24 protein-coding genes are annotated in these 26,467 nt (G+C 44.2%); 11 read left to right on the top strand and 13 right to left on the bottom strand.

Annotated elements, in window-relative coordinates:
- The first annotated feature begins 187 nt into the window (after positions 1-187).
- Complete coding sequence (locus tag MED222_RS18295; RefSeq protein ID WP_009845592.1) at positions 188-1,264, top strand: threonine aldolase family protein; 1,077 nt, start codon at positions 188-190, stop codon at positions 1,262-1,264.
- 124 nt (positions 1,265-1,388) lie between these two features.
- Here the strand turns inward: MED222_RS18295 and MED222_RS22710 are convergent, their stop codons facing one another.
- Positions 1,389-1,514 (bottom strand): hypothetical protein, encoded by a 126-nt coding sequence (locus MED222_RS22710; protein ID WP_017060906.1) that lies wholly within the window; start codon positions 1,512-1,514, stop codon positions 1,389-1,391.
- A 247-nt stretch (positions 1,515-1,761) separates the two neighbouring features.
- Here MED222_RS22710 and MED222_RS18300 point away from each other — a divergent pair, with 247 nt between their 5' ends.
- A complete protein-coding gene (locus MED222_RS18300) occupies positions 1,762-2,196 on the top strand; it encodes a YccF domain-containing protein (RefSeq protein ID WP_032555146.1) in 435 nt (144 codons plus the stop codon).
- Positions 2,197-2,314: 118 nt separating this feature from the next.
- Here the strand turns inward: MED222_RS18300 and MED222_RS18305 are convergent, their stop codons facing one another.
- The 3 genes from MED222_RS18305 to MED222_RS18315 all read right to left on the bottom strand — a co-directional run bounded on the left by MED222_RS18305 (position 2,315) and on the right by MED222_RS18315 (position 5,047).
- On the bottom strand, positions 2,315-3,238 hold the full coding sequence (locus MED222_RS18305) for a hypothetical protein (RefSeq protein ID WP_009845590.1): 924 nt from the start codon (positions 3,236-3,238) through the stop codon (positions 2,315-2,317).
- Between the two features lie 236 nt (positions 3,239-3,474).
- Positions 3,475-4,623, bottom strand: a complete 1,149-nt coding sequence (yiaY, locus tag MED222_RS18310; RefSeq protein ID WP_009845589.1) for an L-threonine dehydrogenase — start codon at positions 4,621-4,623, stop codon at positions 3,475-3,477.
- Between the two features lie 238 nt (positions 4,624-4,861).
- A complete protein-coding gene (locus MED222_RS18315; RefSeq protein ID WP_009845588.1) occupies positions 4,862-5,047 on the bottom strand; it encodes a hypothetical protein in 186 nt (61 codons plus the stop codon).
- A gap of 213 nt (positions 5,048-5,260) precedes the next feature.
- On the opposite strand from MED222_RS18315, the gene yjjG reads away from it, so the two are divergent.
- The gene (gene yjjG / locus MED222_RS18320; RefSeq protein ID WP_009845587.1) at positions 5,261-5,935 is read left to right on the top strand and encodes a pyrimidine 5'-nucleotidase; all 675 of its coding nucleotides are present in this window, start codon (positions 5,261-5,263) and stop codon (positions 5,933-5,935) included.
- Positions 5,936-6,107: 172 nt separating this feature from the next.
- Positions 6,108-7,034: an aromatic amino acid DMT transporter YddG gene (gene yddG, locus MED222_RS18325; protein WP_009845586.1), complete on the top strand. Its 927-nt coding sequence runs from the start codon at positions 6,108-6,110 to the stop codon at positions 7,032-7,034.
- Positions 7,035-7,052: 18 nt separating this feature from the next.
- Here yddG and MED222_RS18330 read toward each other — a convergent pair whose 3' ends face one another.
- The gene (locus MED222_RS18330; RefSeq protein WP_009845585.1) at positions 7,053-7,949 is read right to left on the bottom strand and encodes a cation diffusion facilitator family transporter; all 897 of its coding nucleotides are present in this window, start codon (positions 7,947-7,949) and stop codon (positions 7,053-7,055) included.
- Between the two features lie 367 nt (positions 7,950-8,316).
- Between MED222_RS18330 and MED222_RS18335 the strand changes: the two genes are divergently transcribed.
- Positions 8,317-8,667 (top strand): hypothetical protein, encoded by a 351-nt coding sequence (locus tag MED222_RS18335; RefSeq protein WP_009845584.1) that lies wholly within the window; start codon positions 8,317-8,319, stop codon positions 8,665-8,667.
- A 61-nt stretch (positions 8,668-8,728) separates the two neighbouring features.
- Here the strand turns inward: MED222_RS18335 and MED222_RS18340 are convergent, their stop codons facing one another.
- The gene (locus MED222_RS18340; RefSeq protein ID WP_009845583.1) at positions 8,729-9,607 is read right to left on the bottom strand and encodes a LysR family transcriptional regulator; all 879 of its coding nucleotides are present in this window, start codon (positions 9,605-9,607) and stop codon (positions 8,729-8,731) included.
- 161 nt (positions 9,608-9,768) lie between these two features.
- Between MED222_RS18340 and MED222_RS18345 the strand changes: the two genes are divergently transcribed.
- The 3 genes from MED222_RS18345 (at position 9,769) to MED222_RS21390 (ending at position 13,309) form a co-directional block, all read left to right on the top strand.
- Positions 9,769-10,368: a class I SAM-dependent DNA methyltransferase gene (locus tag MED222_RS18345; protein WP_009845582.1), complete on the top strand. Its 600-nt coding sequence runs from the start codon at positions 9,769-9,771 to the stop codon at positions 10,366-10,368.
- Positions 10,369-10,779: 411 nt separating this feature from the next.
- Positions 10,780-12,345 (top strand): YjjI family glycine radical enzyme, encoded by a 1,566-nt coding sequence (locus tag MED222_RS18350; RefSeq protein ID WP_009845581.1) that lies wholly within the window; start codon positions 10,780-10,782, stop codon positions 12,343-12,345.
- A gap of 49 nt (positions 12,346-12,394) precedes the next feature.
- Entirely contained in the window at positions 12,395-13,309 is a 915-nt protein-coding gene (locus MED222_RS21390) for a YjjW family glycine radical enzyme activase (protein WP_050395117.1), read from the top strand.
- Positions 13,310-13,336: 27 nt separating this feature from the next.
- Here the strand turns inward: MED222_RS21390 and MED222_RS18355 are convergent, their stop codons facing one another.
- The 5 genes from MED222_RS18355 to yccS all read right to left on the bottom strand — a co-directional run bounded on the left by MED222_RS18355 (position 13,337) and on the right by yccS (position 18,871).
- A complete protein-coding gene (locus MED222_RS18355) occupies positions 13,337-14,248 on the bottom strand; it encodes a LysR family transcriptional regulator (protein WP_009845579.1) in 912 nt (303 codons plus the stop codon).
- A 53-nt stretch (positions 14,249-14,301) separates the two neighbouring features.
- Positions 14,302-15,561, bottom strand: a complete 1,260-nt coding sequence (locus tag MED222_RS18360) for a hydroxymethylglutaryl-CoA reductase (protein WP_009845578.1) — start codon at positions 15,559-15,561, stop codon at positions 14,302-14,304.
- Positions 15,562-15,728: 167 nt separating this feature from the next.
- Positions 15,729-16,049, bottom strand: coding sequence for a hypothetical protein (locus tag MED222_RS18365; protein ID WP_009845577.1), 321 nt, complete (start codon positions 16,047-16,049; stop codon positions 15,729-15,731).
- A gap of 121 nt (positions 16,050-16,170) precedes the next feature.
- Positions 16,171-16,332: a hypothetical protein gene (locus MED222_RS22410; RefSeq protein WP_009845576.1), complete on the bottom strand. Its 162-nt coding sequence runs from the start codon at positions 16,330-16,332 to the stop codon at positions 16,171-16,173.
- 352 nt (positions 16,333-16,684) lie between these two features.
- A complete protein-coding gene (yccS, locus tag MED222_RS18370; protein ID WP_009845575.1) occupies positions 16,685-18,871 on the bottom strand; it encodes a YccS family putative transporter in 2,187 nt (728 codons plus the stop codon).
- A 177-nt stretch (positions 18,872-19,048) separates the two neighbouring features.
- Here yccS and helD point away from each other — a divergent pair, with 177 nt between their 5' ends.
- Together helD and MED222_RS18380 are read left to right on the top strand one after the other, a co-directional pair.
- On the top strand, positions 19,049-21,124 hold the full coding sequence (gene helD / locus MED222_RS18375) for a DNA helicase IV (RefSeq protein ID WP_009845574.1): 2,076 nt from the start codon (positions 19,049-19,051) through the stop codon (positions 21,122-21,124).
- A gap of 87 nt (positions 21,125-21,211) precedes the next feature.
- Positions 21,212-21,562, top strand: coding sequence for a VOC family protein (locus MED222_RS18380; RefSeq protein ID WP_009845573.1), 351 nt, complete (start codon positions 21,212-21,214; stop codon positions 21,560-21,562).
- A 185-nt stretch (positions 21,563-21,747) separates the two neighbouring features.
- On the opposite strand, the gene tkt is transcribed toward MED222_RS18380, so the two are convergent.
- Positions 21,748-23,739, bottom strand: coding sequence for a transketolase (gene tkt, locus MED222_RS18385; RefSeq protein WP_009845572.1), 1,992 nt, complete (start codon positions 23,737-23,739; stop codon positions 21,748-21,750).
- A gap of 87 nt (positions 23,740-23,826) precedes the next feature.
- Positions 23,827-24,777, bottom strand: a complete 951-nt coding sequence (tal, locus tag MED222_RS18390; protein ID WP_009845571.1) for a transaldolase — start codon at positions 24,775-24,777, stop codon at positions 23,827-23,829.
- A 459-nt stretch (positions 24,778-25,236) separates the two neighbouring features.
- Between tal and MED222_RS18395 the strand changes: the two genes are divergently transcribed.
- Complete coding sequence (locus MED222_RS18395) at positions 25,237-26,229, top strand: sugar-binding transcriptional regulator (protein ID WP_009845570.1); 993 nt, start codon at positions 25,237-25,239, stop codon at positions 26,227-26,229.
- Positions 26,230-26,467: the final 238 nt, after the last annotated feature.

The raw sequence follows: 26,467 nt of genomic DNA, 5'->3' as shown, positions 1-26,467 counted from the left end.
TTTTAGGGACTTAATTATATAAAACACCCGTCAATTTGAGTATTTCCGGCACACGCAGCCGATGACTGCGTAAAACTAATTATTCGCTAATAATAAAAGCGAAGAGGTGCACTTTATGTCACCGTTGAAGGCTAACGTAAATAATTCAATCACCCTACATAGAACGACAATGAATAAAGGAAAAGGTATGAGCACGGACTTGCGTCAACAATGTAATTTGCTGCTTTCTGGTCACTTCGATCCAACACCAGCACAAACCTTCGCGCAAATGGCTGAATGGTGCGAAACACATGATGTGGCGCACGACACCTACGGTGATGGCGATTTTATTGAGAGTTTTGAAAGCAAAGTGGCTGATTTTCTCGGCTATGAAGCCGCCGTGTTTGTGATTACTGGCACAATGAATCAACCGACAGCGTTAGAGATTGCTTGCCAAGAAAAAAGAAATCCTTTGGTGGCGATGCACGAATCCAGCCATATTATGCGCCATGAACGCCAAGGGTATCAGCTCCAGAACCGTTTCAATATACTTCCGGTTGGTAATGTATTTCGCACTTGGAATGTCGACGACTTAAAGGCTTGGCCTGATGAGATTGCCGCGGCATTGTATGAACTACCGATGCGAGAGATTGGTGGTCAGCTGCCTGAGTGGGGAGAGCTTGAAGCGATAAAGCAGTACTGCAAAGAACAATCGATTCATCTGCATATGGATGGTGCTCGTTTGTGGGAGTGTGGCGCGTATTATCAAAAGCCATATAGCGAGATTGCTAAGGGGTTCGATACAGCTTATGTTTCGCTCTATAAAGGGTTAAATGGTCTTGGGGGGTCACTCCTACTAGGTGATAAGGCTTTCGTAGCAAAAGCTTCAGCATGGATGAAGCGTCAGGGCGGAAATGTTTATCATCGCACGCCTTACGTGGTTTCGGCAGCAATGCAGTTTGATCAACGGATCGAGTTGATGCCAGCATTGTATGAGCGTACCAAGCAAATCTATCAAATCTTACAAGATTACCCGCAGTTCAAAGTGAACCCGCAGCAACCCCAAGTAAACATGCTTCACCTCTATTTACCGGTGAGTTTTGAGGATGGCATTATCCTGCGCGACAATATAGCTAAGAAGCACAAGGTTTGGATAGGAAACCCAGCGATCAGCGAACTGCCTACCCAATGTAAGATTGAATGGTATGTGGGTGATAACTTACTAAACTTGCCAGATCATGAGCTGATCGACATTCTAGACTTTATTAACGAAGAGCTGATTTAATTAACTAAGAGTTGATTTGATCGCAGAAGAGTTGAATTAATTACAGTAGAAGTGATTTAACTGAGATGAATACAGGACATGTTTCCTGTATTCATTTTTACGCCGATAGGATAGCGGGGTCTTGTTACATGTATTGGTTGATGTACACGTCGACTAAAAACATGAATACAGGCACTGTGCTGAGAAGTCCGAAGAAGACGATTGGCACCCAGTTTTTCATTTTCTTTTTAGGTTGCTCAGTGTTGTTCATAAATTCGGCCTTAAATTAGTTGTTGTAGCTGTTTAGCTTTGTGATACTAAAAATCTACGAACATGGTATCAAATAAAATCGATGATCCCTATGCGGATTTGGCGTTTCGTGGTGTGTATCAATCACAGAAAATGTAGGCGATTCATAAGCGGTTCATAAAGACTCAATAATAATGAACGTATTAGAACAAGTATTGCCTTACTCGGCATATGAAATAAACAGCATTCAAAGATTTGGAGAAGACAACATGAGAACAATAGGAAACATCATTTGGTTTCTGTTTGGTGGCGTATTTATGGGATTGGCATGGTGGTTCTTCGGACTGCTCGCATTCCTCACCATCGTTGGTATTCCATGGGGTAGAGCGTGTTTTGTAATGGGCAACTTTTCATTCTTCCCATTTGGTCAAGAAGCGATTTCACGTGATGAATTGACCAATGAAACTGACATCGGTACCAGCCCGCTAGGTGTGATTGGTAACGTTATTTGGTTCTTATTTGCGGGAATCTGGCTTGCGATTGGTCACATCATGTCAGCAGTAGCGTGTTTCATTACCATCATCGGTATTCCGTTTGCGATTCAGCACCTTAAGCTCGCGGTTATCTCATTGGCGCCAATCGGTAAAACCGTTGTCGACAAGCGTGAAGCAGAAGCGGCACGAGTAAGAAACTACAAGGGTTAAGACTACAGCTTAAGCCTTATATAGAACTGAAAAAGCACATCACATGATGTGCTTTTTTTGTGTCCATGTTTTTATCTCACGATGCTCATCTCATAAATACTAACTAGGCGTTGTTGAGCTAGACATTATTGAATAGGACTTCAAGCCGTAGGGTGATGTTGGCCTCTTCGGTGTGTTTCTCATGGGGCTCTCGTTCCCATTGATAGCGCGGAATCAATTCGTAGAACAGCCACTCTTTCCAAACGTTTTCTCGGTAGGTTATCGACACTTGTGAATATTCGTAGTGGTTATACGGCTCGCTGGTTGCTGCAATCGTCGCGCTGTATTGCAGAGCTTGGTCTTGAGAAAGATAGTGATACAAAGTTAGCCCCGTACCGTACTCCCAGCCTTTAAGGTCGTCGTTATAACCTGCAAAGTTCGACCATCGCGCTAAGAAGTCATCACTCAAAGAAAGATCAAAATCGATATCGGTGATCTCGCCAGTTTCTTGCTTTTCTTGATACACACGTTGGGTCAGCCTGAATACGGCATCGGTAGTGAGAGGGTAGGTAAAGCGATAACGAGCTTCAATACGCGGACGCAGTGTCGCTTTAATATTGAAGCTACTGTAACCCTTCGCATAAGCATCGTAACGAAGGCCGAGTGCGCTCTCTAATTCCTCTGAATCTTGTGGAAAGAAATCAAAGAACTCTTCATCGCTGACAGATTCGTAGATTAATTTTAAGCGCTTACTCGCAAAGGGAAGATGTAAACGTGCGTTGAGCTTGGTTGAGTAGTCGACGTCACCACCTTCTGAGTAAATAAAATCGTTGTACCAACGGACAGAAGTGCCCGCTCGAGCATCTTCGGTAATGCGGTCATCGACAAAGAAACTGTCAAACCATAATGCGGGTTGGCAAAATTTACTGTTTAGGTAGTGGTAGGCTTTTTCGACAGGGGCGTCTTCTAGCGGCTGACTGTGGCACCCATTTTGTTCCTCTGCTTGAGCGGAGTGGACAACGAGTGAAGCTAATAATGAGGTGCTAACTATCCAACGACTCAATGGAACCTGTTTGTCATTCTATATATCAATAGTTTGACTATAACCAAGCGATCGCAACAATGCGACTTTTTAGTGGTGAGTAGCTAGTGATTCGTCGTTCTTGGTTGGCTATGAAGGCAAAGAATTGAAAGAGACAGGAAGATAAAAAAACGGGCTCAGAAGGTGAGCCCGTTTGTGTTAGCTATTTGTTTTTAGCAAGAGCCGCGTGTTTCTAGCTCGAATAACTTGTCGCTAGATTACATTGCCGCTTCGAAGATCGCTGAGATTTCTTCGTGAGTCGCTTGTTTAGGGTTAGTGAAACCACAAGCATCTTTTAGTGCGTTGTCAGACAGAGTCGGGATGTCTTCCAATTTAGCACCAAGTTGAGCGATACCTGTTGGGATGTTCACGTCATTTGCTAGTTGAACAATCGCGTTGATAGCTGCTTCTGCGCCTTGTTCTGCTGTCATACCTTCAACATTCACACCCATCGCTTTTGCAACATCACGTAGACGCTCTGGACAAACTTGCGCGTTGTAACGTTGAACGTGTGGTAGCAAGATAGCGTTACATACACCGTGTGGAAGGTCGTAGAAACCACCCAGTTGGTGCGCCATTGCATGAACATAGCCAAGAGAAGCGTTGTTGAATGCCATCCCCGCCATGAACTGTGCGTAAGCCATTTGCTCGCGAGCTTCAATGTCTTCACCGTGCGCTACTGCTGTTCTTAGATGTGCTTGCACAAGTTCGATTGCTTTAATCGCAACTGCGTCTGTGATTGGCGTTGCTGCGATTGAAACGTAAGCTTCGATTGCGTGTGTCAACGCATCCATGCCTGTTGCTGCCGTTAGTGATGCAGGTTTAGCAAGCATCAACTCAGGATCGTTTACTGAGATAAGCGGTGTTGTGTGCTTATCAACGATAGCCATCTTAATGTGACGAGCTTCGTCAGTAATGATGCAGAAACGCGTCATTTCAGAAGCTGTACCTGCTGTTGTGTTGATAGCAATTAGAGGCATCATTGGCTTTTCAGACTGGTCTACGCCTTCGTAATCTGCAATCTTGCCGCCATTAGAGGCAACCAGAGCGATACCTTTTGCACAGTCATGTGGCGAACCGCCACCTAGTGAAACAACGAAATCACAATCGTTGTCAGTTAGTAACTCAAGACCATCGTTCACGTTAGTGATGGTTGGGTTTGGTTGAGTACCGTCGAATACAACTGCGTCTACGCCACGTTGGCTAAGTAGGTCTTGTACCTGTTTAACCACGCCAATTTGGTTAAGGATCTTATCCGTTACGATCAGACCTTTTTTGAAGCCTTGAGACTGAATGCTATCAGCAGCATCTTTCAAACAGCCAGTACCCATGAAGTTGATTGTAGGGATGTAAAATGCAGTAGACATTGGAAAACTCCGTTAATTATGATTTTTTAATTTCCTACATGTTGTCGGCAATCAACTGGTCGACCATTGATCTGGAACAACTTTGATTCCGAACTACCACTTTGTGATTATGTGTTGTGATAGGGCTCATATAGCAATCGTTTTTATGGTTTTCTTATGTGTTTATTGTCAGTAATGGAAAGCGAACTATTGATTGATTTAATAACAGAATTACGTTCCATGACCATGAAAGTAAAGGCTATTCACTCAACGTCGGTTCAAGTTCAGTTTGTGTCGATGGTTTGCGTGAGTCATCGTTAGCTTCAATTTGAGGTTGCTGAGACTCATCGGTATCTAAGGCGTCAGAGGTGTCTTCTGGTTGTTCATCATAATACTTAACAAGGAATGGGGTGAGCATGACGGATGACGGTAAGAAGTGCTTCATGGTACCTCCCGGTACTTAAGTGTATTTCTTGTATGGTATTGGTTTAATATGTGGCAAAATTTGCGATACATCATGACTTGTTGCTTGTTTTCTATAAATTCTTAGAACTATATTCAGGCTCACAAAATTGATAGTAGAATGCACATCTGGCCTTTGAGGCAACGAGAAAATAAATACAAGCACTGCTCAACCGCGCGAATAATAGGACATAAAATGAAGTACGATTGGATATTCTTTGATGCAGATGAAACCTTGTTCCACTTTGATGCTTTTCAAGGAATGAAGCTGATGTTCTCCCGTTTTGGCGTGGACTTTAGCGAACAGGATTATTCAGTGTATCAAGAGGTTAATTTGCCGTTATGGGTCGATTACCAAGATGGCCGTATTACGGCTGCACAACTGAAGCACGCGCGTTTTGAAAGCTGGGCAACAAAGTTAGAGACAACCACGGCAGCACTAAACAGTGCGTTTTTAGCCGCAATGGCAGACATCTGTTCTCTGCTTCCTGGTGCAAAAGAGTTGATGGAGTCGTTACAAGGCAAAGTGAACATGGGCATCATCACCAATGGTTTCACAGAGCTGCAGTCAATCCGTTTGGAACGAACAGGAATGACAGACTACTTTGACCATGTGATCATTTCTGAGGAAGTCGGTGTCGCTAAACCAGACGCGGAAATTTTTGAGCATGCGCACAAGCTGATTGGATTGCCATCAAAGCAAAGAGTATTGATGGTCGGGGACAACCCACACTCTGATATTTTAGGTGGCTTGGATTTTGGTATTGAGACCTGTTGGTTGAACAGCCAAGAGAAAGCGACGCCAGCAGGAATTAACCCTCATTATCAGGTTAAGTCTCTGGCTGACCTGCAAGCACTTTTGTTGGCATAATTGCTAATTGCTAATTGCTTTTAGATTTTTGAGTAAATGATGGATAGCCGAGTACAGTTATGTGCTCGGCTACTTATTTTTACTTACTGCAACTTATCGATAGTGGTGTTTAAGCCTACCTTTGCTTAAGCTCGCTTTGATTACCTAATTACAATAAAAAGAAGGAAGAGGCGTGCTGAAATCTCATCGCCATAGCTGCTACGGCATTGCTGCCATTTTACTATGGAGCTGCTTAATTGCATTGTCTCGTAGTGTGTCAGAACAACTGGGCCCAATTGGTGGTGCCGCCAGTCTTTATACGGTGAGCTCACTGTTGTTAGTCTGTGTTATGGGGTTACCTAAGCTGTCGCGCTTCTCCAAATCGTATTTGTTGATCGGTGGTGCCTTATTCGTGTGCTACGAGATCTTCCTAGCTCTGGCTTTAGGAATGGCAAATAGCCGACATCAAGCCTTAGAAATGGCCGTTATCAACTATCTATGGCCTGCACTAACGGTGTTGTTTGCGGTACTGCTGAGTGACAAAAAGATTAACTGGTTGGTTTATCCAAGTATCGTCTTAGCGTTTTTTGGCGTGGCTTGGAGTATCAGCGGCGATCAGGGGCTTTCTGTCGAGCAAATCGCGGCTAATATTGCGACCAACCCTAAAACCTATTCGATGGCATTCTTCGGCGCGATTATTTGGGCGGTATATTGCAATTACACCCAACGCGTTGCTAAAGGGCAGAATGCGATTGTGCTTTTCTTTATCGCTACTGCGATCACTCTGTGGATCAAATACGCATTGAGTGATGAAACCGGCATGGTGATGACTTCAAGTGCTGCGATTGACTTAGTGCTTGCTGGGGCTTGTATGGGCGCTGGTTACGCGCTTTGGAACACGGCGATTCTAGGTGGCAACATGGTGTTTTTGGCAACCATGTCTTACTTTACGCCAATCTTCGCGACCTTACTGTCTTCTATGATTCTAGGTTTGTCATTGAGCATGAGTTTCTGGCAGGGCGTTTGTATGGTGACGATTGGTTCACTGGCTTGCTGGTGGGTAACTAGAGACAAAAAGCCGACGGTTAAGGCGTCGGCTTCTGAAGAGGTTCAGTCTTGAACTTAAGAGAGAATGCTCTTAGCTCGCGATATTGAGGTTCAATTGAAGCTCATAAGGCATTTTAGATAAGCGTCGCTTTAATTGATGGCGTGTTCGTTCAATATCATCAACCGTAATCGCATCTTGGTCGTTAGTATGAATATCAACATTGACTCTTAGTTCCGGGCCAACCTTAGTCACACCCATTAGCTCCAAATCTTGGTCCGCATCTTTGTCTACAGCGACAACATTCTTATCTACCGCGTCACAAATATCTTTGGTTGCCGACATCATTAGCAGTTCACGCATTGCTTCACGTAACATGTCGAACGGCACTTTGATAAAGTAGAAAGACATCAGCAACATCATCATTGGATCGGCATATACCGCGTATTCAGCAAACGGAGAGTAAGCCACCAACCAAGCAACAACGAAACCTGCCGTAACTGCCACACTCAACAGCGTATCCATTTGCCACTGTTTAGACTCAGCTTGAATCAAACCTGAAGAAATACGTTTGCTCTTGTTAGCGATGTACCACCAAGCGTAACCACAACCCAATACGTTGAAAATACCAAACAGAGTTGCGATAGAAGCATCAACTTCACGACCACCTGTCATCAGAGCACCAATCGCAGAATAAAGTGAATAACCGACCACAAGCAGAATCACAATCGCTTTAATGGCGATTACGATTGGCTCAATGATTGCTCGACCGAACGGGAACTCCCTGTCTGATGGGCGATTAATGTATTTCGAAGCAGCTAGTGACAATAAAGTTAACAGTAAACTGATAAGAGAATAGACACCGTCAAATACTATGACTAGAGAGCCAACGAGAAGACCCAACACCAATCCGCCAATCGCGAAGCCTGATGCTAAAAGGGCTGAGAACAATAGTACTCGATTTTCGTTTTGGCTTTTCCTGTCACACATAATATTTTCCAGATGTTTTTGATAACGTCATTGTTCTAATATTGAGCTAGCTTTACAAACTTTATCTGATGACGTTTATATGTCGGTAACCCGTTTTACATCCAAGTTGTTACTATTCAATTACTTAGTGGTAGATTTTGGTGTCAGTAAAGTTGACGATGACTGTTTTTCAGGAAATGTGAAACTGGCGCTAAATGGTTTATGATTAGTAAAACACATAGGTTGTGAAGGTCTCATAGGCTCGCAGTGTAAAGGAGCAGGTTGTTAAGGTTACAGAAATCGCATTGAAACTTTATACCTTAAACTTGGGTTTGAACCTGAACCTTGAACATAGAGCCGAGTTGAACTTGAAAAGGAATGGATGAAGATGAAATTTGATGATCTCAACGATAGCGAGTTGTGGGCGATTGCTAACCCGATCATGGACAATTTGATGGACGGTTCAACCAAGGTTGACCATGCTCAACACTGCCGAGACTTTACGCAGCGCATGAAGGATATTGTGACGCCTGAGTATCTGGAAAAGGTGTGTCATCATTATCAGCACAGTAATGGCTTTTTTGCTGAACGTGAGCCTGTGGCGCTATTCAGACGCTCCGATTCCATCGCCTTTGTTTGGAAGCAAGCGTATACCATTGCGAAAGGCGAATTTGTGGCAGAAATGGTGTTAGTTGAAGAAGACGGACGTTATTTAGTGGATCACGTGATGGTCTTCTAAAGAGAGGGCTTTCTATTTGTTAGACGATTTTAAGTGTCGAGATAGAACATTATCTGACACTTTAGAAATCAAACAAGTAATCGCTGATCTGATCCGCTAACCAATTCATTCCTGGGTGTTCTGCCATACCTGCCGCGGTAAACATACAGTAGTCTTCTTGAGTCAGGCCATAAGTGTGCTTGATCACCGCCAGTTCCTGTTCACGCAATAAATGGCGTATCAATGGCTCAGGCATTACGCCCCATGCATCTTCTCGTAGAATCGTATCCAACATAAAATCGAAGCTAGAAAAACCAATGTATCGGCGAGAGAAGGGCTCAAGCTCAGGGTTATCTTTTTCATTGAGATAAACCATGGTCGCTTGCATCGAATTTCTTAGTACTTCATCCGACACTCTTCGCATCGCACTTAAATCATGCCCTTTCTTACATACCGACATCATTCGGATCTTGCCGAGTGGGTTGTAGATAATTCTTGGGTCGTCGACACGCTCGTAATCGACACCAAACGCAAAATCAACTTGCTGAGTTTCGACAAGATTAGCCAAGTCGCCACTAGAAGCGAGAACGAAGTTGAAAGAAGTGGAAGGGTATTTGTTGTTTAGGGCGTGCGATAAACTTTGCCACATTTCATCGGGTAGGGAATCGTCGCGTGCGATCCAAATCTCTGCGTTGAATTCACCCGAAACATGTAAGCAGGTTTGCTTAATGCGTGCTGCCGTTACCAACATGCCTTCACAGTCTTTATATATGGCCTTACCTGCCTCAGACAGCTCGACATGGTTACCGCTTCGAACAAACAGTTCGACATCTAACTCTTTTTCCAAGGCTTTGATCGACATGCTCAGTTTGGTTCGGTTACATTCAAGCTGTCGCGCAGCTTCAGAGACGGATCCTAAATCAGCAACAGAACAAAAGGCTTGGACTTGAGAAAGGTTCATTTCATTTCCATATTGAGCGGGTGGCGGTGCATATTATCTGAATATTGTGCTGACTATCTTAGAAATAGTCCATCTTTGCATGATAACTCTATGACGAATTGACTAATTTGGTTTATTCTGGGGGCGTTCCGAACCTACAAGAAGTAAAGATGGAGGCCATGATGGCGAAACAATGGGACGAGTACGCACCTGATTGGGATAACGATCCCGCTACTGCTGTATTCGCACAGTCCGCATTTGACCAGTTAACACAGCTCGTTGATTTGAACGGAACCCGTGTCCTTGATTTTGGTTGTGGTACAGGATTACTCAGCCAGAAAATATCTCCTTTTGCAAAAGAGATCATCGCTCTCGATATCTCAGAAGGGATGATTGAAGAGTTAGATAAAAAAGAGCTGTCTAATGTAGAGCCTGTCGTTGATATCTTATCGCGCGGACTTGCAGCCCAACACCCAGCATTCAGAAATCAGTTTGACTTAGTGGTAGCCTCTTCGGTATGTGGCTTTATTCCGAACCTACAAGATACGGTCAGCCTTATTTATACTCTGTTAGAAAACGATGGGGTTTTTGTACACTGGGATTGGTACTTAGAAAACGACAGCGAAGATTTTGGGGTCAGCGAACAGCGCTCCCAGAATGTATTGAGCGCAGCAGGTTTTTCGATTGTTGAAGTCTCAACACCGTTTTCAATCGACACCCCACAAGGTACTTTGAAGGTTCTGATGGGTGTAGGCCGTAAACAAGTGGTTCCTCATCTATAGTTCACTTGTCTGTAGTTGACGTATCTGCAGTTGACATATAGATAGCTGATCAGATAACTGCACTCACGCTTAATTGACTAAACCCACATCAACGATCTTTGGATCCGTTATGTGGGTTTTCTATTTATACGCACTTGCGTTTTAAACTAAACGGTTCAATTAAGCGGCCTAATCTCTTCTGCTCATTCTTTCCCTTCCCCAACGACAATCATCGATAAACAACCATCGTTAATTGGCAAATGGCCAATTTAAAAACTGTCTATTCACAAAATTTACAAGCTATCTATTCATAAATTACTAAGTTACAAATGGTGTTTTCCATTTTGGAAATGTAGGCTTGCATACATTTCATTAGTGGAAATGTAAGTGTGAGATATAAAATAAGCCCATAAGAATATTAAGGGTTTAATCATGAGCCACCAATCTGCGTCATCTACTTCTTCAACACTTTCAGAACAACAACAACGCTTTAGCAATATCATTTCAGATGCCAACCTGTCCCCAAAACAGAAGTCGAGCTATCTTGCCTTAGAAGCTGAAGCCAGTCTGCCGTATATGCCGGTAAGCAATGAAGTAGAGCAAGCCTTACAACAAGGTGTGCTGTGTGACATGTTTGAAGGTCACGCCCCATTTAAGCCGCGCTATGTGCTTCCTGATTATTCTAAATACTTACATCAAGGCTCCAAGTATTTAGAGCTTAGCGCGGCTACTAATTTCGACGAAGCATTGAACATGCTCACCATCCTTTATCATCACGTTCCATCAGTGACTTCAATTCCGGTTTACTTAGGCCAGTTGGACGATGTGTTGATGCCTTTTGTTGGCGGTTTGACGGATGAGCAGGTATACCAAAAGCTGAAGCTGTTCTGGATCATGCTGGATCGCACGCTGCCAGATGCCTTCATGCACGTTAATATTGGCCCTAGTGACAACATTGTATGTCGCACTATTTTACGTGTGGATGCTGAACTCAAGCAGATCGCACCTAACTTAACCTTTATGTACGACCCTGCAGTCACATCTGATGACCTGCTTCGTCATGCTGCGAGCAATATCTGTGAATGCAGCAAGCCGCACATTGCCAATTATCCTGCACACGCCGCTGCGTACGGAGATAAGCGTTTTGGCATCGTGAGTTGCTACAACTCTTTGCCTCTGGCGGGTGGTTCAAACACGCTAGTACGTATGAACCTCAAGCAAGTGGCTCTGAAATCTGAAGACAGCGTAGACTTCTTACAGCAAGTACTACCTAACTACAGCAGCATCATGATCGAATTGATGAATGCACGTAGCCGCTTCTTACATGAAGAGTCTAACTTCTTCGAAGGCTTCTTAACCAAAGAAGGCTTAATTGAAGAAGATCGCTTTGCGCCAATGTTTGGTATTTATGGCATGGCTGAGGCGGTTAACATCTTAATGGAAAAAGAAGGCAAAGCAGGGCGCTATGGTCACGATGAACAAGCAAATCAGTTAGGCCATCGTATTTCTGAAAAGCTGGCTGAGATTGTTGAAAACTCGGAAGTGAAATATGGGCTGGAAGGTAAGGCTCTGTTACACGCTCAAGGTGGTATCAGCCTAGATGAAGATGTGACGCCGGGTGTACGCATCCCTTACGGAACAGAACCGGATCCAGTGTCTTACGTACGTGCGACGGCTGGTCACCACAAGTTCTACACGTCGGGTATCAGCGACATTCTGACCATCGACGAAACGGTGAAGTCCAATCCAGAAGCGATGTTCAACCTGTGCAAAGGGGCGATTCAAGCGGGTTACCGTGAGTTCACCGCTAACGTAGCATCGAACGATTTGGTTCGTGTGACAGGTTATATGATTAAGCTGTCTGACATTGCCAAATATGACGAGCAAGGTTCACGCACCAATACCACTTTCCTTGGTGCTGAAGCTGCAAAAAATACGGGCATACTAGAGCGTAAACCACGCGTAGCGAGCTTAGAGATGTCGCCGACATACGAATAGCTTTAACGTACGCATGTTATGTGTTTCTCGAATACGAACAATGTGAATTATGAAAATTTCTGATCTAACAACTCAAATGGCTAGGGTTAAAAATAATAAGACAGAAAAACAAGCGAAGGTCAGCCGTGTGCTGACCTTTTCTTGTGTTGATGGACCAGGAAATCGCTTGGTGCTGTTCCTACAGGGGTGTAATTTCGATTGCATCACTTGTCATAATCCACACACCATCAACCACTGTAACCATTGTGGAGACTGCGTGAGTGGCTGCCCGAGCAGTGCTCTGAGTCTTATTGAAGGCAAAGTGAAGTGGGATCCGTTAGCGTGTACCAACTGCGATCAGTGCGTCGATATCTGTGATCATAAGTCTAGCCCCAAAATCACCACGATGACGGTATCAGATGTGCTTGAACTGGTTAGGCACAATCAATTCTTCCTGAGCGGTATTACCGTTTCGGGTGGCGAGGCGACCATGCAATTGCCGTTTATCGTCGAGCTATTTCAGGCGATCAAAAGCGATCCGCAATTGGCACACTTAACGTGTTTTATTGATAGTAATGGCTCGTTGACACAGCAAGGTTGGGATAAGGTATTACCTTACCTTGATGGTGCGATGATCGACCTAAAATCATGGCAATCTGAAACGCATCAATGGTTAGTGGGTAGAGGGAACCATCGAGTGTTTGAAACCATTAACTACTTAGCTGATAAAGGCAGATTACATGAAGTTCGGTTACTGCATATTCCTAATAAAAGTGACCTAGATATCGAGGTAGAGCAGGTCGGGTATTACTTGAAGGGTTTGCCAAGTGATGTTCGAATTCGGTTAAATGCGTTTCAACATCATGGGGTAATTGGCGAAGCTTTAGAGTGGCCTAAATGCACCGAACAACAAATGCAGAGCTTTCACGATAAGCTCTACTTAATTGTTCAAAGGCCAATGCAAACACCTGAGGTTTATACCTAATATTTTCGGTCATCAATGCGAAAAGAGTTAGGCTTCTAAAAACAAGTCACACAACCATTTGATCGCCTGATCATTCATGTTTGGCTTGTTCCACACCAAGCTATACGCCACTTTTCCGTAATCAAAAGGAAGCGGTTTACTTACCAAGCCTTGTGCTTGTTTGGCATGCTCAGCCCATTGTTTTGAGCAAGTGAACAAGAAAGGTGTGTGGTGACATAACACCGCCGCCGCGCCAAAGTCCGCTACCGATATCGCCATATCTCTAGGCTTATGACATTGCACTAAGTTTTGCTCAAAGTAAGGCTTAGACAGTTCGTTATCTAAGATACCAATGTGTTTGTAGTCTAAATAGCCTTCAACTGTTAGTTCTTGCTGAGCGAGAGGGTGGTGAGCGCCCATCAAACAAACCATTTCATCAGGAAGAATCGTTTCCCACACCAGCTCTTTATTATCCGTTGGGGGTTGTGAGATATCGTGTGGCAACAGGATCAAGTTGACCTTACCACTGAGCAAAGCATCGAATCCAAGCTCCTGTTTCGAATAGATATTAAGTTTGGCTTTTGGTGCAAGTTCAGTGGTGATTTTGCTGATCTTCGAGGCAAACACTTCGAAGGTACTTTCACGCATCGAAAGTGAAAAGCTGCCTTGATACTCCTGAGGAGTAAAACTCTTTTGGTGAAGTAACCCGTTCATGCTGGAAAGAATCGCGTGAACAGTGGGCGCTATTTTCAGGGCAAAGGGAGTCGGGATCAGCTTGGTGCCGTCTCGATAGAAAAGTTCGTCATTAAGGATGTCACGCAGCTGAGACAATGTCTTACTCACACTCGAAGGGCTGACAAAGAGTTGCTCTGACGTTTGAGTGACGCTGTGGGTGTTCAGCATAATATGAAGCGCAGTGAGGTGTTTAAGGCTCACTCGCGATAAATGTAAGTAATCCATACACAACTCACTCAATGCGTGACAACGGTCGGTTTAAGGTTTTATAACAGAAACTAGCGCGCTAACTTGTGATGAGCGCGCGAAAAGTGACCCGCACAGAATGCGCCTACAATCGATAGCTCACCCGCCAAACATAAAGCCGCACAAACCTCAGCTAAGGCTTGTGATTTACCGTTGCCGTGTAGCCCTAGTAAATCGAGACACGCTTTTTGGCTTGGTAGGCCAGTACCGCCACCGACTGTTCCTAACATCAAGTTAGGCAGCGTTACACTCGCGTACAAACCACCTTCTTTGTTGAGCTCCATACGAGTCATACCAATCGCAGACTCAGCAACACACGCCGCGTCTTGACCGCAAGCAATGTAGAGTGCAGCAAGTGCATTGGCATAATGAGCATTGATACCAATCGTACCGCTTAGAGCGCCACCGACTGTGGTCATTTGTCCGAACTGCACCATCTTCTCTGGTGTGGTGTGGAGGTACTTAGCGACAAGCTCAGCAGAGATATTGACCTCGGCTGTGACTTTTTTACCACGAACGCTGCGCAAGGTTTGTGTATTGGCTTTCTTATCGCCTGATAAGTTGCCATCAAGGAAAGCATGATCGGGCTTAACCGGCGTATTTTCTATGATGTACTCAAATACCGCGTTGGTCGCGATAGTTACCATATTCTGACCAGAAGCGTCTCCGGTTAGAAATTCAAACACCAAGTAAACATGGTTACCTTCGATGTTGACATTGATGTCGGTAAGTTTGCCGTGCGACGTTGTTGATTCAGCTAAGGTTTTAAATTGGTCATACTGGGTCACTGCCCATGCTACAAACTGTCCTGCTTCAACTAATCCTTGGAATGCGAAACCAGGAGTGCGTGTTACGCCTTCATTGAGCAACATTGCACTTGCACCACCACAAGCTGTGATCAGCTTTGAACCACGGTTATACGACGCGACAAGCGCCGCTTCAGTGGTTGCAAGTGGGACTAGGTAGTCGCCTTTAGCAAACAGGCCATTGACTCTTAAAGGGCCAGATATACCAACAGGGACTTTTACCGTGCCAATAAAGTGCTCTATGTTTTTCTCATAAGCCTGAATCTGCCTTTGAGTATGAGGGTCGAGCAGTTCTTGCTGCGAGTCTGCATTATCGAGAGCCGCCCAGCGACGTGTAAGGTTTTTTTCAGTCAGGTAAGGGCTCGGAGTCAGTTTATTCACTGGCTTATCAAAATGAGGCTGGAGCTTCTTTTCTAATTCGTCTGCGGAGATGTCGCCTCCTAAAATAGAAACATAGTCACGGCGATGCAGATTTAGTTTTGGCATAAATAGTATGAAGTAAAGTTTGTGCAGCAAAATTGATTTGCGCTGATTCTACCGAGTAATAAACCAGAAACAAGTGCCTGATATAATGAGTTACAGTTTGTATGGATTTAGAGCCATTTGTTAGTCAAAAAGAGGGTAACCATCAAATCGATAAATAGTAGCTCGAATCAGATATGGATATCGAGAAGGCTACCAATGGCTTCGTTTTGACGATCAACCACACTCGCACCAACACGGTTGTAATTTGCGCTCTGTGTCAGCTTTAATAACGCTTCAGTAGAGGAAGAAGCTGGTTCAGGCTCTTTCTCTTTAAACGAAATGGGTTGTTCAGGTTCTATTTGATTGAAGCTCAAATCGCTAGTTTGGAAAGTGTCGTTGGTTTTTGGAGAGTGTTTGGAGTTTTGGTTAAGCTCGATAGCGGCTTCTTCAGCCATGTTGGTTGACTGCTGAATGATGGCGTAACCAGATTGAATACCAGATATCGACATAGCAGAACCTTTTATTGACGTATGAAATGAGTCTAGGCGGACGATATTTTGAGTGCAATGGAGAACGGCTACAAATTACTAAGATCAGGTGGATTTAAGCTAAAATAGTGACATTAGTCTATTAATTGAACAACTCATTCAGTACGTTTAACTCTTCATCTGTCAAAAGAGAAGGTTGATCTGTTTCAAGGTTTTCGTCTATTTCACCTTGAAGTGCTTTCAATTGCTGCGGGTTAAGGAGCTGTATTTTCTGCTTAAATGCTTCAAATTGCTGTGTATTCATAATGAGACCTTAGTTCAAATCCATATGCTCAATAGAGCATAGCTTACTGATTCAATAAATCAAACAAGATTAAGTGAATATTAAATGAAGTTTGAAGTTTCCTAAAACTAAGACAACTATAGATCCCTTTGGTTGTTTTTTGTCCGAGGAATGTTAGGCAAAGTTATGGATGAGTCAATCAAAGTCAGCAAGTTTACATGCGTGTAAGATTTGAACGGCCCTTGTAGATAAAGGGTAGGCAAGTGGTTGCTCTACCTAGATGAGCCTTTTGGTAGAGCAATGTACAAACACACGAAGTGTTCAAAAAATGAGCAGCTTCGTTGTCTTTTTGTTTTTACTGTTGTTTTGTTTTTCATCTTGAAACTTCTTTTTCAAGCGGCTTTTCAATCTTAACTTTAACTGCAAATTTTGTGGCTAAGGTATGCAGTTCTGGAAGCATTCGATAAATCAAATGTAGCTGTTGTAGAACCATTCTAACAGAGCTCTCATCCTCTTCTCTCCATTCACTTAAACGCTTATCAAGTTCAGGATCGTAAGCGTTTTTTACTTCGCATTGTTCTTGATGACAAAACAGCTGGTCGTTGAGAGCGTCGAGATGCTCGTGTATTACTCTGTGTGCGTCTAGTACCAGTTTGTGTGTTGCTTCGTCATCGATACGTGTTCTATGAGCTCCCAGAGCAGAGATATAGCTGAGTAGTGCATGATTGAGTGTTAGGAATCGGAAGCTCTCATCTTCAGATGTACGATACTTACCCGGCTCAACCAGCATGCTACTAACAGCGGCAGTCAGATTTGCATCATTGTTATGTGCACTGCGGCGTGCAATACGATAGCTAAGGCTGTCTTTTTTGCCTACACGGTATTGGCCAATGATCTGAGCGAGATAATCTTTATTGGAATCAAGCGCATCTGCCATCACCTTGTGAAGTCGTTTTGATTGCCAGTCCGGTAAAATATAGCTAACCGCTAAAACAGCGAGCGCGCTGCCAATGAAGGTATCTGCTAGTCTTGGCAATACAACTGCGTAGCCTTCCCCTAATTGATTGAAGCAAAAGAGCACAAGCAGTGTGATAAAGGCGGTCGCGAAACCGTAGTTATTGATACGGAAAGCGAAGAACATCACGCCACTGACCACAATGAATACCAGCTGACTCTCTTGAGATGGGAAAAAGGTCAACAACGGTACTCCAATCAACAAGCCTGCGACGGTGCCAATGACACGAGCCGTCAGCTTTTGTCGCGTTGCACTGTAGTTTGGTTGGCACACAAACAGTGTTGTTAGCAAAATCCAATAACCTCTTTCAATCTCAAAACCTTGGATAATTCCGTAACCGATCGTCAAAGTGATCGCCATACGAATTGCATGACGAAATAGCATTGAGTCGGTGTTCAAGTTGGCTTTGATCTTATGCCACATCGCCGTCAAAGTATGAGGGTTGGTATCGTCCAGTACGCCTTCTTCTAGTTTTTCTGCATCTGGGTTACTTATATTTGATAGCTGTTTTTCGACGGTAGCTAGGTTATTAAATAAGTAATCCAACTGGTTGAGCAGTGATTTCCATTCTGGGTTGTTCTGTTGATGCAGATGATTAAGTGAAGACATCAGTTCATCCAGTGCCAGAACAGATTTTTCGCCATGTTGGTATTCAGCGCCAACCTTCAGTGAGCTTGCTACTTCTTTACAAGCTTTAGCTTGGGCTTCGAGCAGATACTTAAATCGAAATAAAACGTCTGATCGCTCAAAGTGTTTTGCCAGCTCTTGATAACGGTAGTGGCTGGAGCTTACGCGTTCATGAATATCCTGTGCGATGAAGTAAGTATTAAGGAATCGGTCACTCGGTCCGTCAATGTGTCCGCGCTTAGAGCGGTTGAGTAGCGTTGCTTTGCACATGTTGAGCGCGTTAACAGTGCTAGCATTGAGTTTGGCTTCAATAATGCGATGTGGTTGGGGAATCAAATCTGAAACTGGATAGAAGAGCTCTGCTTTAGAGCCGATGTAATTGCCGATTTGATCGAATACTGTTGCTAGGTTTTGCTGCACTGGTTGCATCGGCCATACGATCTGCCAAATCATCGACATGAAGTAGTACCAAGCTGCGCCCGTTAACAATAGTAGAGGTTGAAACCAAAGGTTAGTGCTCTCGTGAGCCCCAAGCATGGCGTAGATAGCCACAAGTAATGATCCAAATGCGATACTGGCATATTTAGGGCCAATTGCCCCAAGTATAATAAAAGAGAAGGTTGAAACGAAAAGCCCTATCGCGAACAGCCAAGGCGTATCGAAGAGAATCTCAATAGAGAAGGCTGCAACGGCAAAACAGATAAAGGTTAGCGTGAGTGCTTTCAAACGTCCGGTAAAGCTATCATCACTTTCAGCAAGAGCCGCAGCAATAACCCCTAAAATTAATGGTGTGATCAGTGTGTTTTGACCATAATACCAAGCAGGTACTACAACACCGAGCAGAGTGATGAGAATTAATACGCTGTAATTTATGGTTTTATTCGCCCAATAAAGGCGTAGTTTTGCTGAGAAGTCCACAGTCGCTCACTTGACACACTAAAACCATAATCCTAACAGAAATCAAGCACAAGAATTTGATACTTATCCATAATTGCCCCTAGGTGGTCATGAAAGCGTCGATAAGCAGTGAGACATTATTAATTCTCACTGCATCATGATATAAATTCAATATTCCCAATTAAAGAGCACGCTCCAATGCAGCTAAGCGCTAATAAGACTGCACAGTTTTTTATTCAAAATGAATATCATCAAGTTGAGCTTGATGGTCCACGCCTGCTGTTATCTTCAGTAGGCAGTGAAGAACGTATCCCTTTCACTATTTGGAGTGGCAAGATCGCGATAAAGCGCGGATTGTTTTGGGGATCGTTGCAGTTTTTTGCTAATCAACAAGATGGCAAACAGCGAAGCTGGTTAGTCCAAGGCCTTCCATGGGAACAATGTCGTCAATTTGCGCGCGCATCGGTTGCTGCTTATCAGAAGTGGCATGACAGACAATGTGAACAGTTGGCAGAGCACGTTCCTCAATGGGAAGCTGAATTGACACGTCTTGAGCAACTTCCTGCTTTCCTACCGCATTCTAAAGTGAAGACTTGGGTCGACATGGTCAACGCAGGTCTGGAAAATATGACGATGACTCTAGAGGAAGCGGCACAGCGCATGCCAAACCGCATTGCTCGAATGCAGCCATGGTTGTCTGAAACGGAAATTCAGCAAGCCGAGAGGAATCAACAGTGGTTAGAGACAGAAAGACAAAATTGGGAAGTATTGTTTGCTCAATGTGAGTCGTCACCCCTGAACTTATCGCAACAATATGCGGTCTTGATGAATGATGATCACAACCTTATTTTAGCGGGCGCAGGCTCAGGTAAAACCAGTGTTCTCACCGCTCGCGTCGCGTATTTATTGCAAAGCCACCAAGCTCAAGCTGAAGAGTTGTTACTGCTCGCCTTTGGTCGTGAAGCCGCGGAAGAGATGAAGCAGCGCCTTAACAGCAAAATTGGCATATCAGCCGAGAAGGTGCAAGTCAGTACTTTCCACCAGTTGGGTCTAAAGATACTGAATCAAGTTGAACCCGAACGCGTGGTTATTTCTCCGCTCGCACTCGATGACAACCAACGCCAAGCATGGTGCATTGATTGGTTGAAGAAGCACTGGATGACGCCGACCAACTTTAAACGTTGGCAAAAGCACTTGTCTAAATGGCCAATTGCTTATTTAACCGGTGATGATGAGCTAGGTAGTCATGTTTCAAATCTTAAATTGATTGGTTGGCTTGAAAAGCAACTTGAACAGTTGAATGCATCGGGTTTAACGAAAAAAGAAGTACAGCAACAACTGATTGATCACCGTGACTATACGCGCCTCAATAGCGAGCTTTCACTGTGTTGGCCATGCGTAACCGCTTGGCAAAAGGAATTGAAAGAACAGAATCATATCGACTTCTCAATCATGATCAGCCGAGCGACACAGTATGTCGAGAAGGGGAAATTCATTTCGCCTTGGAAGTTCATCATGATCGATGAATATCAAGATATCTCACCAGATCGTTTAGCCTTGGTTGAAGCCTTGTGCAATCAATCGAAAGCGCAGCACCAAGCTTCTATTTTTGCCGTAGGTGATGACTGGCAGTCAATTTACCAGTTCGCGGGTGCAGATGTTGATCTAACGACGGGCTTTAAAGATCGTTTTGAGAGCTCGACAATTCATCATCTAGATACGACTTATCGATTTAACAATCAGTTAGGTTCGGTTGCCAATCGCTTTGTGCAGGAAAACCCGATTCAACTACCAAAAGAGCTCAACAGCTTCAAACAACAGAAGCAGAAGTCGGTTTATAGTGCGTCAAGCAAAGAAGTTGAGAAGATCCTCGATCAGATAAACAGGCAAGCAAAAGGTAAAGCCAATAAATCAGTGATGTTGCTTGGGCGAAATCATTACCACAAACCAGAGCTGTTGGAAGACTGGAAAAAGATCTATACCTCAATTGATATCAGCTTCATGACTTGTCACGCGAGTAAGGGTAAAGAAGCGGATTTCGTGATTATTCTTTGCGTTGATGAAGGACAGTTCCCCGCGAAGAAGAAACAATTGCACATTGATGGCGCGTTGACTGAATCTTCGGATGTGTTCCCTTATGCGGAAGAGCGTCGTTTGTTTTACGTGGCAATGACGCGAGCAAAAGAAAAAGTATGGATAACGCACAGTGGCGATGGTTCTGGCTTTGTGCAAGAACTGCATGGCTCTGATTGCCCTGTCGTTCGTAAAAAGTGATGTCACTTGGCGTAATTGTCTAAGATTAGATCTTCAAGCCCTGCCTTAATATCACAAGGCAAACGTATAAAGCAGAAGGAATCCGCTATGGAACACGGCTCTATTAACTATATTGAATTTGCAGCGCGAGACATCGCCGCCACTAAGACGTTTTTCAGCCACGTGTTTGGTTGGATCTTTGAAGACTATGGTCCCGAGTATTCAGCTTTTGAAGGTAAAGGCTTAATGGGTGGGTTCTATTTAGCGGATCTAGCGTCCAATGCTGAAAGTGGTGCGGCGTTGATGGTTTTCTATAGCGAAGATCTTGAGCAAACCGTGCGTGAGGTGTTGGATGCTGGTGGAGAGATAAACCGTGAGATATTCAGCTTTCCCGGTGGGCGGCGTTTCCATTTTAGAGAGCCAAGTGGTAACGAAATGGCTGTGTGGAGTGATAAGTAGAGAATTAAGGTTCTGGTAAACAAAAAGCCAGCTATGCGAAATGATCCTGTAACGTTGGACATTTCTGTTAAGCGGTAATCAGGCCTGACTATCGAAGTCAGGCCTTTTAGTTTCACTTTATACGCTTGGTATTGTAGAACTAATTATGCATCAACCCATTTAAGGGCGAGGCAATTTAATCAAGATTAAGCTAGAAGCTCTTTCGCTGTGTTTACTACGTTTTCAGTAGTGAAACCGAACATCTTGAATAGCTCACCTGCTGGTGCAGACTCGCCGAACGTTGTCATACCGATGATCTTGCCACCGAAACCAACGTACTTGTACCAGAAGTCAGCGATGCCAGCTTCTACAGCGATACGTGCTGTAACGTCAGATGGAAGTACAGACTCACGGTACTGCGCGTCTTGCTTGTCGAACGCGTCAGTCGCAGGCATAGAAACTACGCGTACTTTCTTACCTTCAGCTGTTAGCTCAGCAGCAGCGTTAACCGCTAGCTCAACTTCAGAACCCGTTGCGATAAGGATAAGCTCTGGCTTGCCTTCACAATCTTTCAGGATGTAACCACCCTTAGCGATGTTTGCTACTTGCTCAGCGTCACGATCTTGTTGTGCAAGGTTTTGACGAGAGAAGATAAGTGCAGAAGGACCATCTTTACGCTCGATTGCTAGTTTCCAAGCCACTGCAGACTCAACTTGGTCACATGGACGCCATGTGCTCATGTTTGGAGTTAGACGTAGAGAAGCGATCTGCTCAACTGGTTGGTGAGTTGGACCATCTTCGCCTAGGCCGATAGAGTCATGCGTGTAAACTTGGATGTTCTGAGTTTTCATCAGAGCAGCCATACGCATAGCGTTACGAGCGTATTCCATGAACATTAGGAACGTTGCGCCGTATGGTACGAAACCACCGTGCAGAGCGATACCGTTCATGATAGCCGTCATACCGAATTCACGTACACCGTAGTGGATGTAGTTACCAGAGAAGTCGTTTGCTTCAAGAGACTTAGAACCAGACCACATAGTTAGGTTAGAAGGCGCAAGGTCAGCAGAGCCGCCCATGAATTCAGGTAGCATAGCACCGAATGCTTCTAGAGCATTTTGAGATGCTTTACGTGATGCGATGTTTGCTGGGTTAGCTTGAAGATCAGCGATGATTGCCGATGCTTTCTCTTCCCACTCAGCTGGTAGGTCACCGTTTACGCGGCGTTTGAATTCAGCTGCCAGCTCAGGGTATGCTGCTTCATAAGCTGCAAGTTTCTCGTTCCACGCTGCTTCCTTAGCTGCGCCTGCTTCTTTCGCATCCCACTCTGAGTAAACTTCCGACGGAATTTCAAAAGGACCGTGCTCCCAACCTAATTCTTTACGTGTTGCTGCAATTTCTTCAGCGCCTAGTGGTGCACCGTGACAGTCGTGCGTACCTGCTTTGTTTGGAGAACCAAAGCCAATTACTGTTTTAGTACAGATTAGAGTAGGGCGAGGATCTGCTTTAGCCGCTTCAATCGCTGCGTTGATAGCGTCAGAGTCGTGGCCATCTACTGCTGGGATTACGTGCCAGCCGTAAGCTTCGAAACGCTTAGGTGTATCGTCAGAGAACCAACCTTCAACTTCGCCATCGATAGAGATACCGTTGTCATCCCAGAAAGCAACCAGCTTACCAAGGCCTAGCGTGCCTGCTAGAGAACATGCTTCGTGAGAAATACCTTCCATCAGACAGCCATCACCCATGAATGCATAAGTGTAGTGGTCTACGATGTCGTGGCCTTCTTTGTTGAACTGTGCAGCTAGCGCTTTCTCAGCCATAGCCATACCAACAGCGTTAGTAATGCCTTGACCTAGAGGACCAGTCGTTGTTTCGATGCCTGGTGCGTAGCCGTACTCTGGGTGACCTGGAGTCTTAGAGTGCAGTTGACGGAAGTTCTTAAGGTCTTCAATTGAAAGCTCGTAACCTGCTAGGTGAAGCAGAGAGTAAATCAGCATTGAGCCGTGGCCGTTAGACAGGATAAAACGGTCGCGGTCAGCCCACTCTGGGTTTGCTGGGTTGTGGTTTAGGTGAGAACGCCAAAGTACTTCAGCGATGTCAGCCATACCCATAGGTGCGCCTGGGTGACCAGAGTTTGCTTGTTGTACGCCGTCCATGCTTAGAGCACGAATAGCGTTAGCTAGATGTTTGCGATTCATAAGAACTTCCGAATAAAAATTAAGAAAAACAAAATTGATAAAAGTAGGGGAACTGAACGTTCCCCTATTTGAATTTGGTAAGAGTGATTACAGCTTAGCTGCGATCATGTCTTCTAGTTTGCCTTGGTCAACGGCGAAGTTGCGGATGCCTTCAGCCAGTTTCTCAACAGCCATTGCATCTTGGTTGTGGTCCCATAGGAACTCAGCGTGAGTCATCGCTGCTGGACGCTCTTTAGTACCGTTAGAGTCGATAAGCTTCTCTACTACTTCGCCTTCTGCTGCTTCTAGGTCAGCTAGAAGTTGAGGAGCGATAGTTAGACGGTCACAACCAGCAAGTTCAAGGATCTCGCCGATGTTACGGAAGCTTGCGCCCATAACAACAGTTTTGTAGCCGTGGTCTTTGTAGTAGTTGTAGATATCTGAAACTGAGATTACGCCTGGATCTTCTGAAGCTTCGAAATCACGACCTTCTTTCGCTTTGTACCAGTCCATGATGCGACCTACGAAAGGAGAGATTAGGAATACGCCAGCTTCAGCACAAGCACGAGCTTGAGCGAAAGAGAATAGAAGCGTTAGGTTACAGTTGATGCCTTCTTTCTCTAGGATTTCAGCAGCACGGATACCTTCCCAAGTAGAAGCCAGTTTGATAAGGATGCGGTCGTTAGTGATGCCAGCGTCGTTGTACATTTTGATAAGTTGACGAGCTTTAGCAACGCTGCCTTCCATGTCGTAAGAAAGACGAGCATCTACTTCAGTAGAGATACGGCCAGGTACAACTTTCAGGATTTCTTTACCGATGTTCACGTTAAGCATGTCGCAAGTATCTTGAACTTGCTGTGCTTTATCGCCGCTTTGCGCTTTTGCGTATTCGATAGAAGCATCGATTAGAGGAGCGTACTCAGCAATTTGAGCAGCTTTAAGAATTAGAGATGGGTTAGTTGTTGCATCTTCAGGAGTGTACTTGCTGATAGCTTCGATATCGCCAGTGTCAGCTACAACAGTTGTTAGTTTACGAAGTTGCTCTAATTTATTGCTCATTTTGATCATCCTATGTATCGCATAACACCTCATTAATGGGAGAGGTGCGGGCATTTGCAAGCTAACTAATGAAGTTCTCAATGGTTGTACCAGTGAGCCAAACTTACATTAATTTAAATTTTTCTCCGAACGAACATTTGCACAGAACATTTGATCGCTCGATGAGTAAATGATGTAGCCATATTTATCCGATCTAGCCCCAAAGTCAACGGTAAATAGTGCTGTATGGTGACTTCAGTCAAATATATTTCGCTCTAGTAATCATGGGGTATGCAAGCAAACGTTTAACGAGCAAAGTGAGGTGAATTAATCAACAACAAAACCATGGTTATGGCGATGAGCAAATGTACCTTGCTGTTACATATGTTCGGGGTGTAAACTTGTGTATCACTTGCTTAAGCATCGAACACTTGTTCTTCAAGCAGGTAAAATAATTGTTAAATATTGGTTGAGTGGTATATGAGTAAGAATATCCAAGATGTTTCCGAAGAAAACACTGATCTCCTCACTGAAGTAGCGGTTGCTTATTATCAAGATGGTGCCACGCAAGAAGAGATATCTAAAAAGTACTCTATCTCTCGTGCAAAGGTTGGTCGAATGCTCAAGCAAGCCAGAGATGAGGGCATTGTTGAGATCACCGTGAAATATCACCCCGTCTTTAGTGCGAAGATCGAGCAACGTTTGATCGAACGGTTTGGTGTGAAGCGTGCGCTTGTGGCACTAGACCAACCAAATGAAGAGAAGCAGCGATTACAGGTTGCTGGTTTAGTGTCTAACTATCTTACCAGTACACTGAAAAACGGCATGGTGGTGACAGTAGGACAAGGGCGGAACGTATCGTCTGTTGCTCACCACACTGGCGTCATTACGCCACGTGACTGTAAATTTGTGTGTGGTATCGGCGGTATTCACCCTAGAGGCGGTATGTTTAATGCCGATCATATATGTAGACAACTCGCCAAGAAATACGGTGGATCTTCTGAAACCTTGTACGCGCCTGCTTATGCTGAAAACAAAGCACAAAAATCTGCGTTCATGGAAAATAGCACCGTCAAGCAAACGCTCGATCTTGCCCGAAAAGCCGATGTTGCATTAGTGGGTATTGGTGATATGAGTGAAAACAGCTACATGGTCGACCTAGGTTGGTTTACGGCGGGAGAGGTCGTCCAATCTCGTTTACTACAAGGCGTGGTCGGTGACTTTGCGGGTTATGACTTTTTTGATGTACACGGCAAAGCCGCAAACACTGTGATGAGTGACCGAGTCATCGGCTTAGGCCTGGAAGAGTTCCGCCCAATCGCTGAGGTAATTGCCATCGCTGCCGAGAACAGTAAGCCATTAGCTTTATTAGGTGCATTAAGAACCGGCGTAGTAGACGTGATTGCAACCAGCGTAAGTAATGCTTTGACGGTACTTAACTTGGATGAGCAGTTGAAACATGCGTCTCCATAGTTAACTCTTTTGTAAATATCTATTATTTTAATAAGTTCGTGGATTAATTAAACTGTCCAATAATAAAAGATAGAATTATCCATTATCTATATTTTATTATTATAAATTTATACGATCATAATTAATTCTTATACTTTGACCTATAAATAATATTTATAGGTTTAGTTAGAAAGTTAATTGGTTAATATAATGCCTCATTGATAAAGTCTCGTTTTATTTAATAAATTAATTATCTCTT

The organism is Vibrio sp. MED222 (assembly GCF_000153005.1).
GTDB classification, from domain to species: Bacteria; Pseudomonadota; Gammaproteobacteria; order Enterobacterales; family Vibrionaceae; genus Vibrio; species Vibrio tasmaniensis_A.
This window is presented reverse-complemented; position numbering and strand designations above follow the sequence as displayed.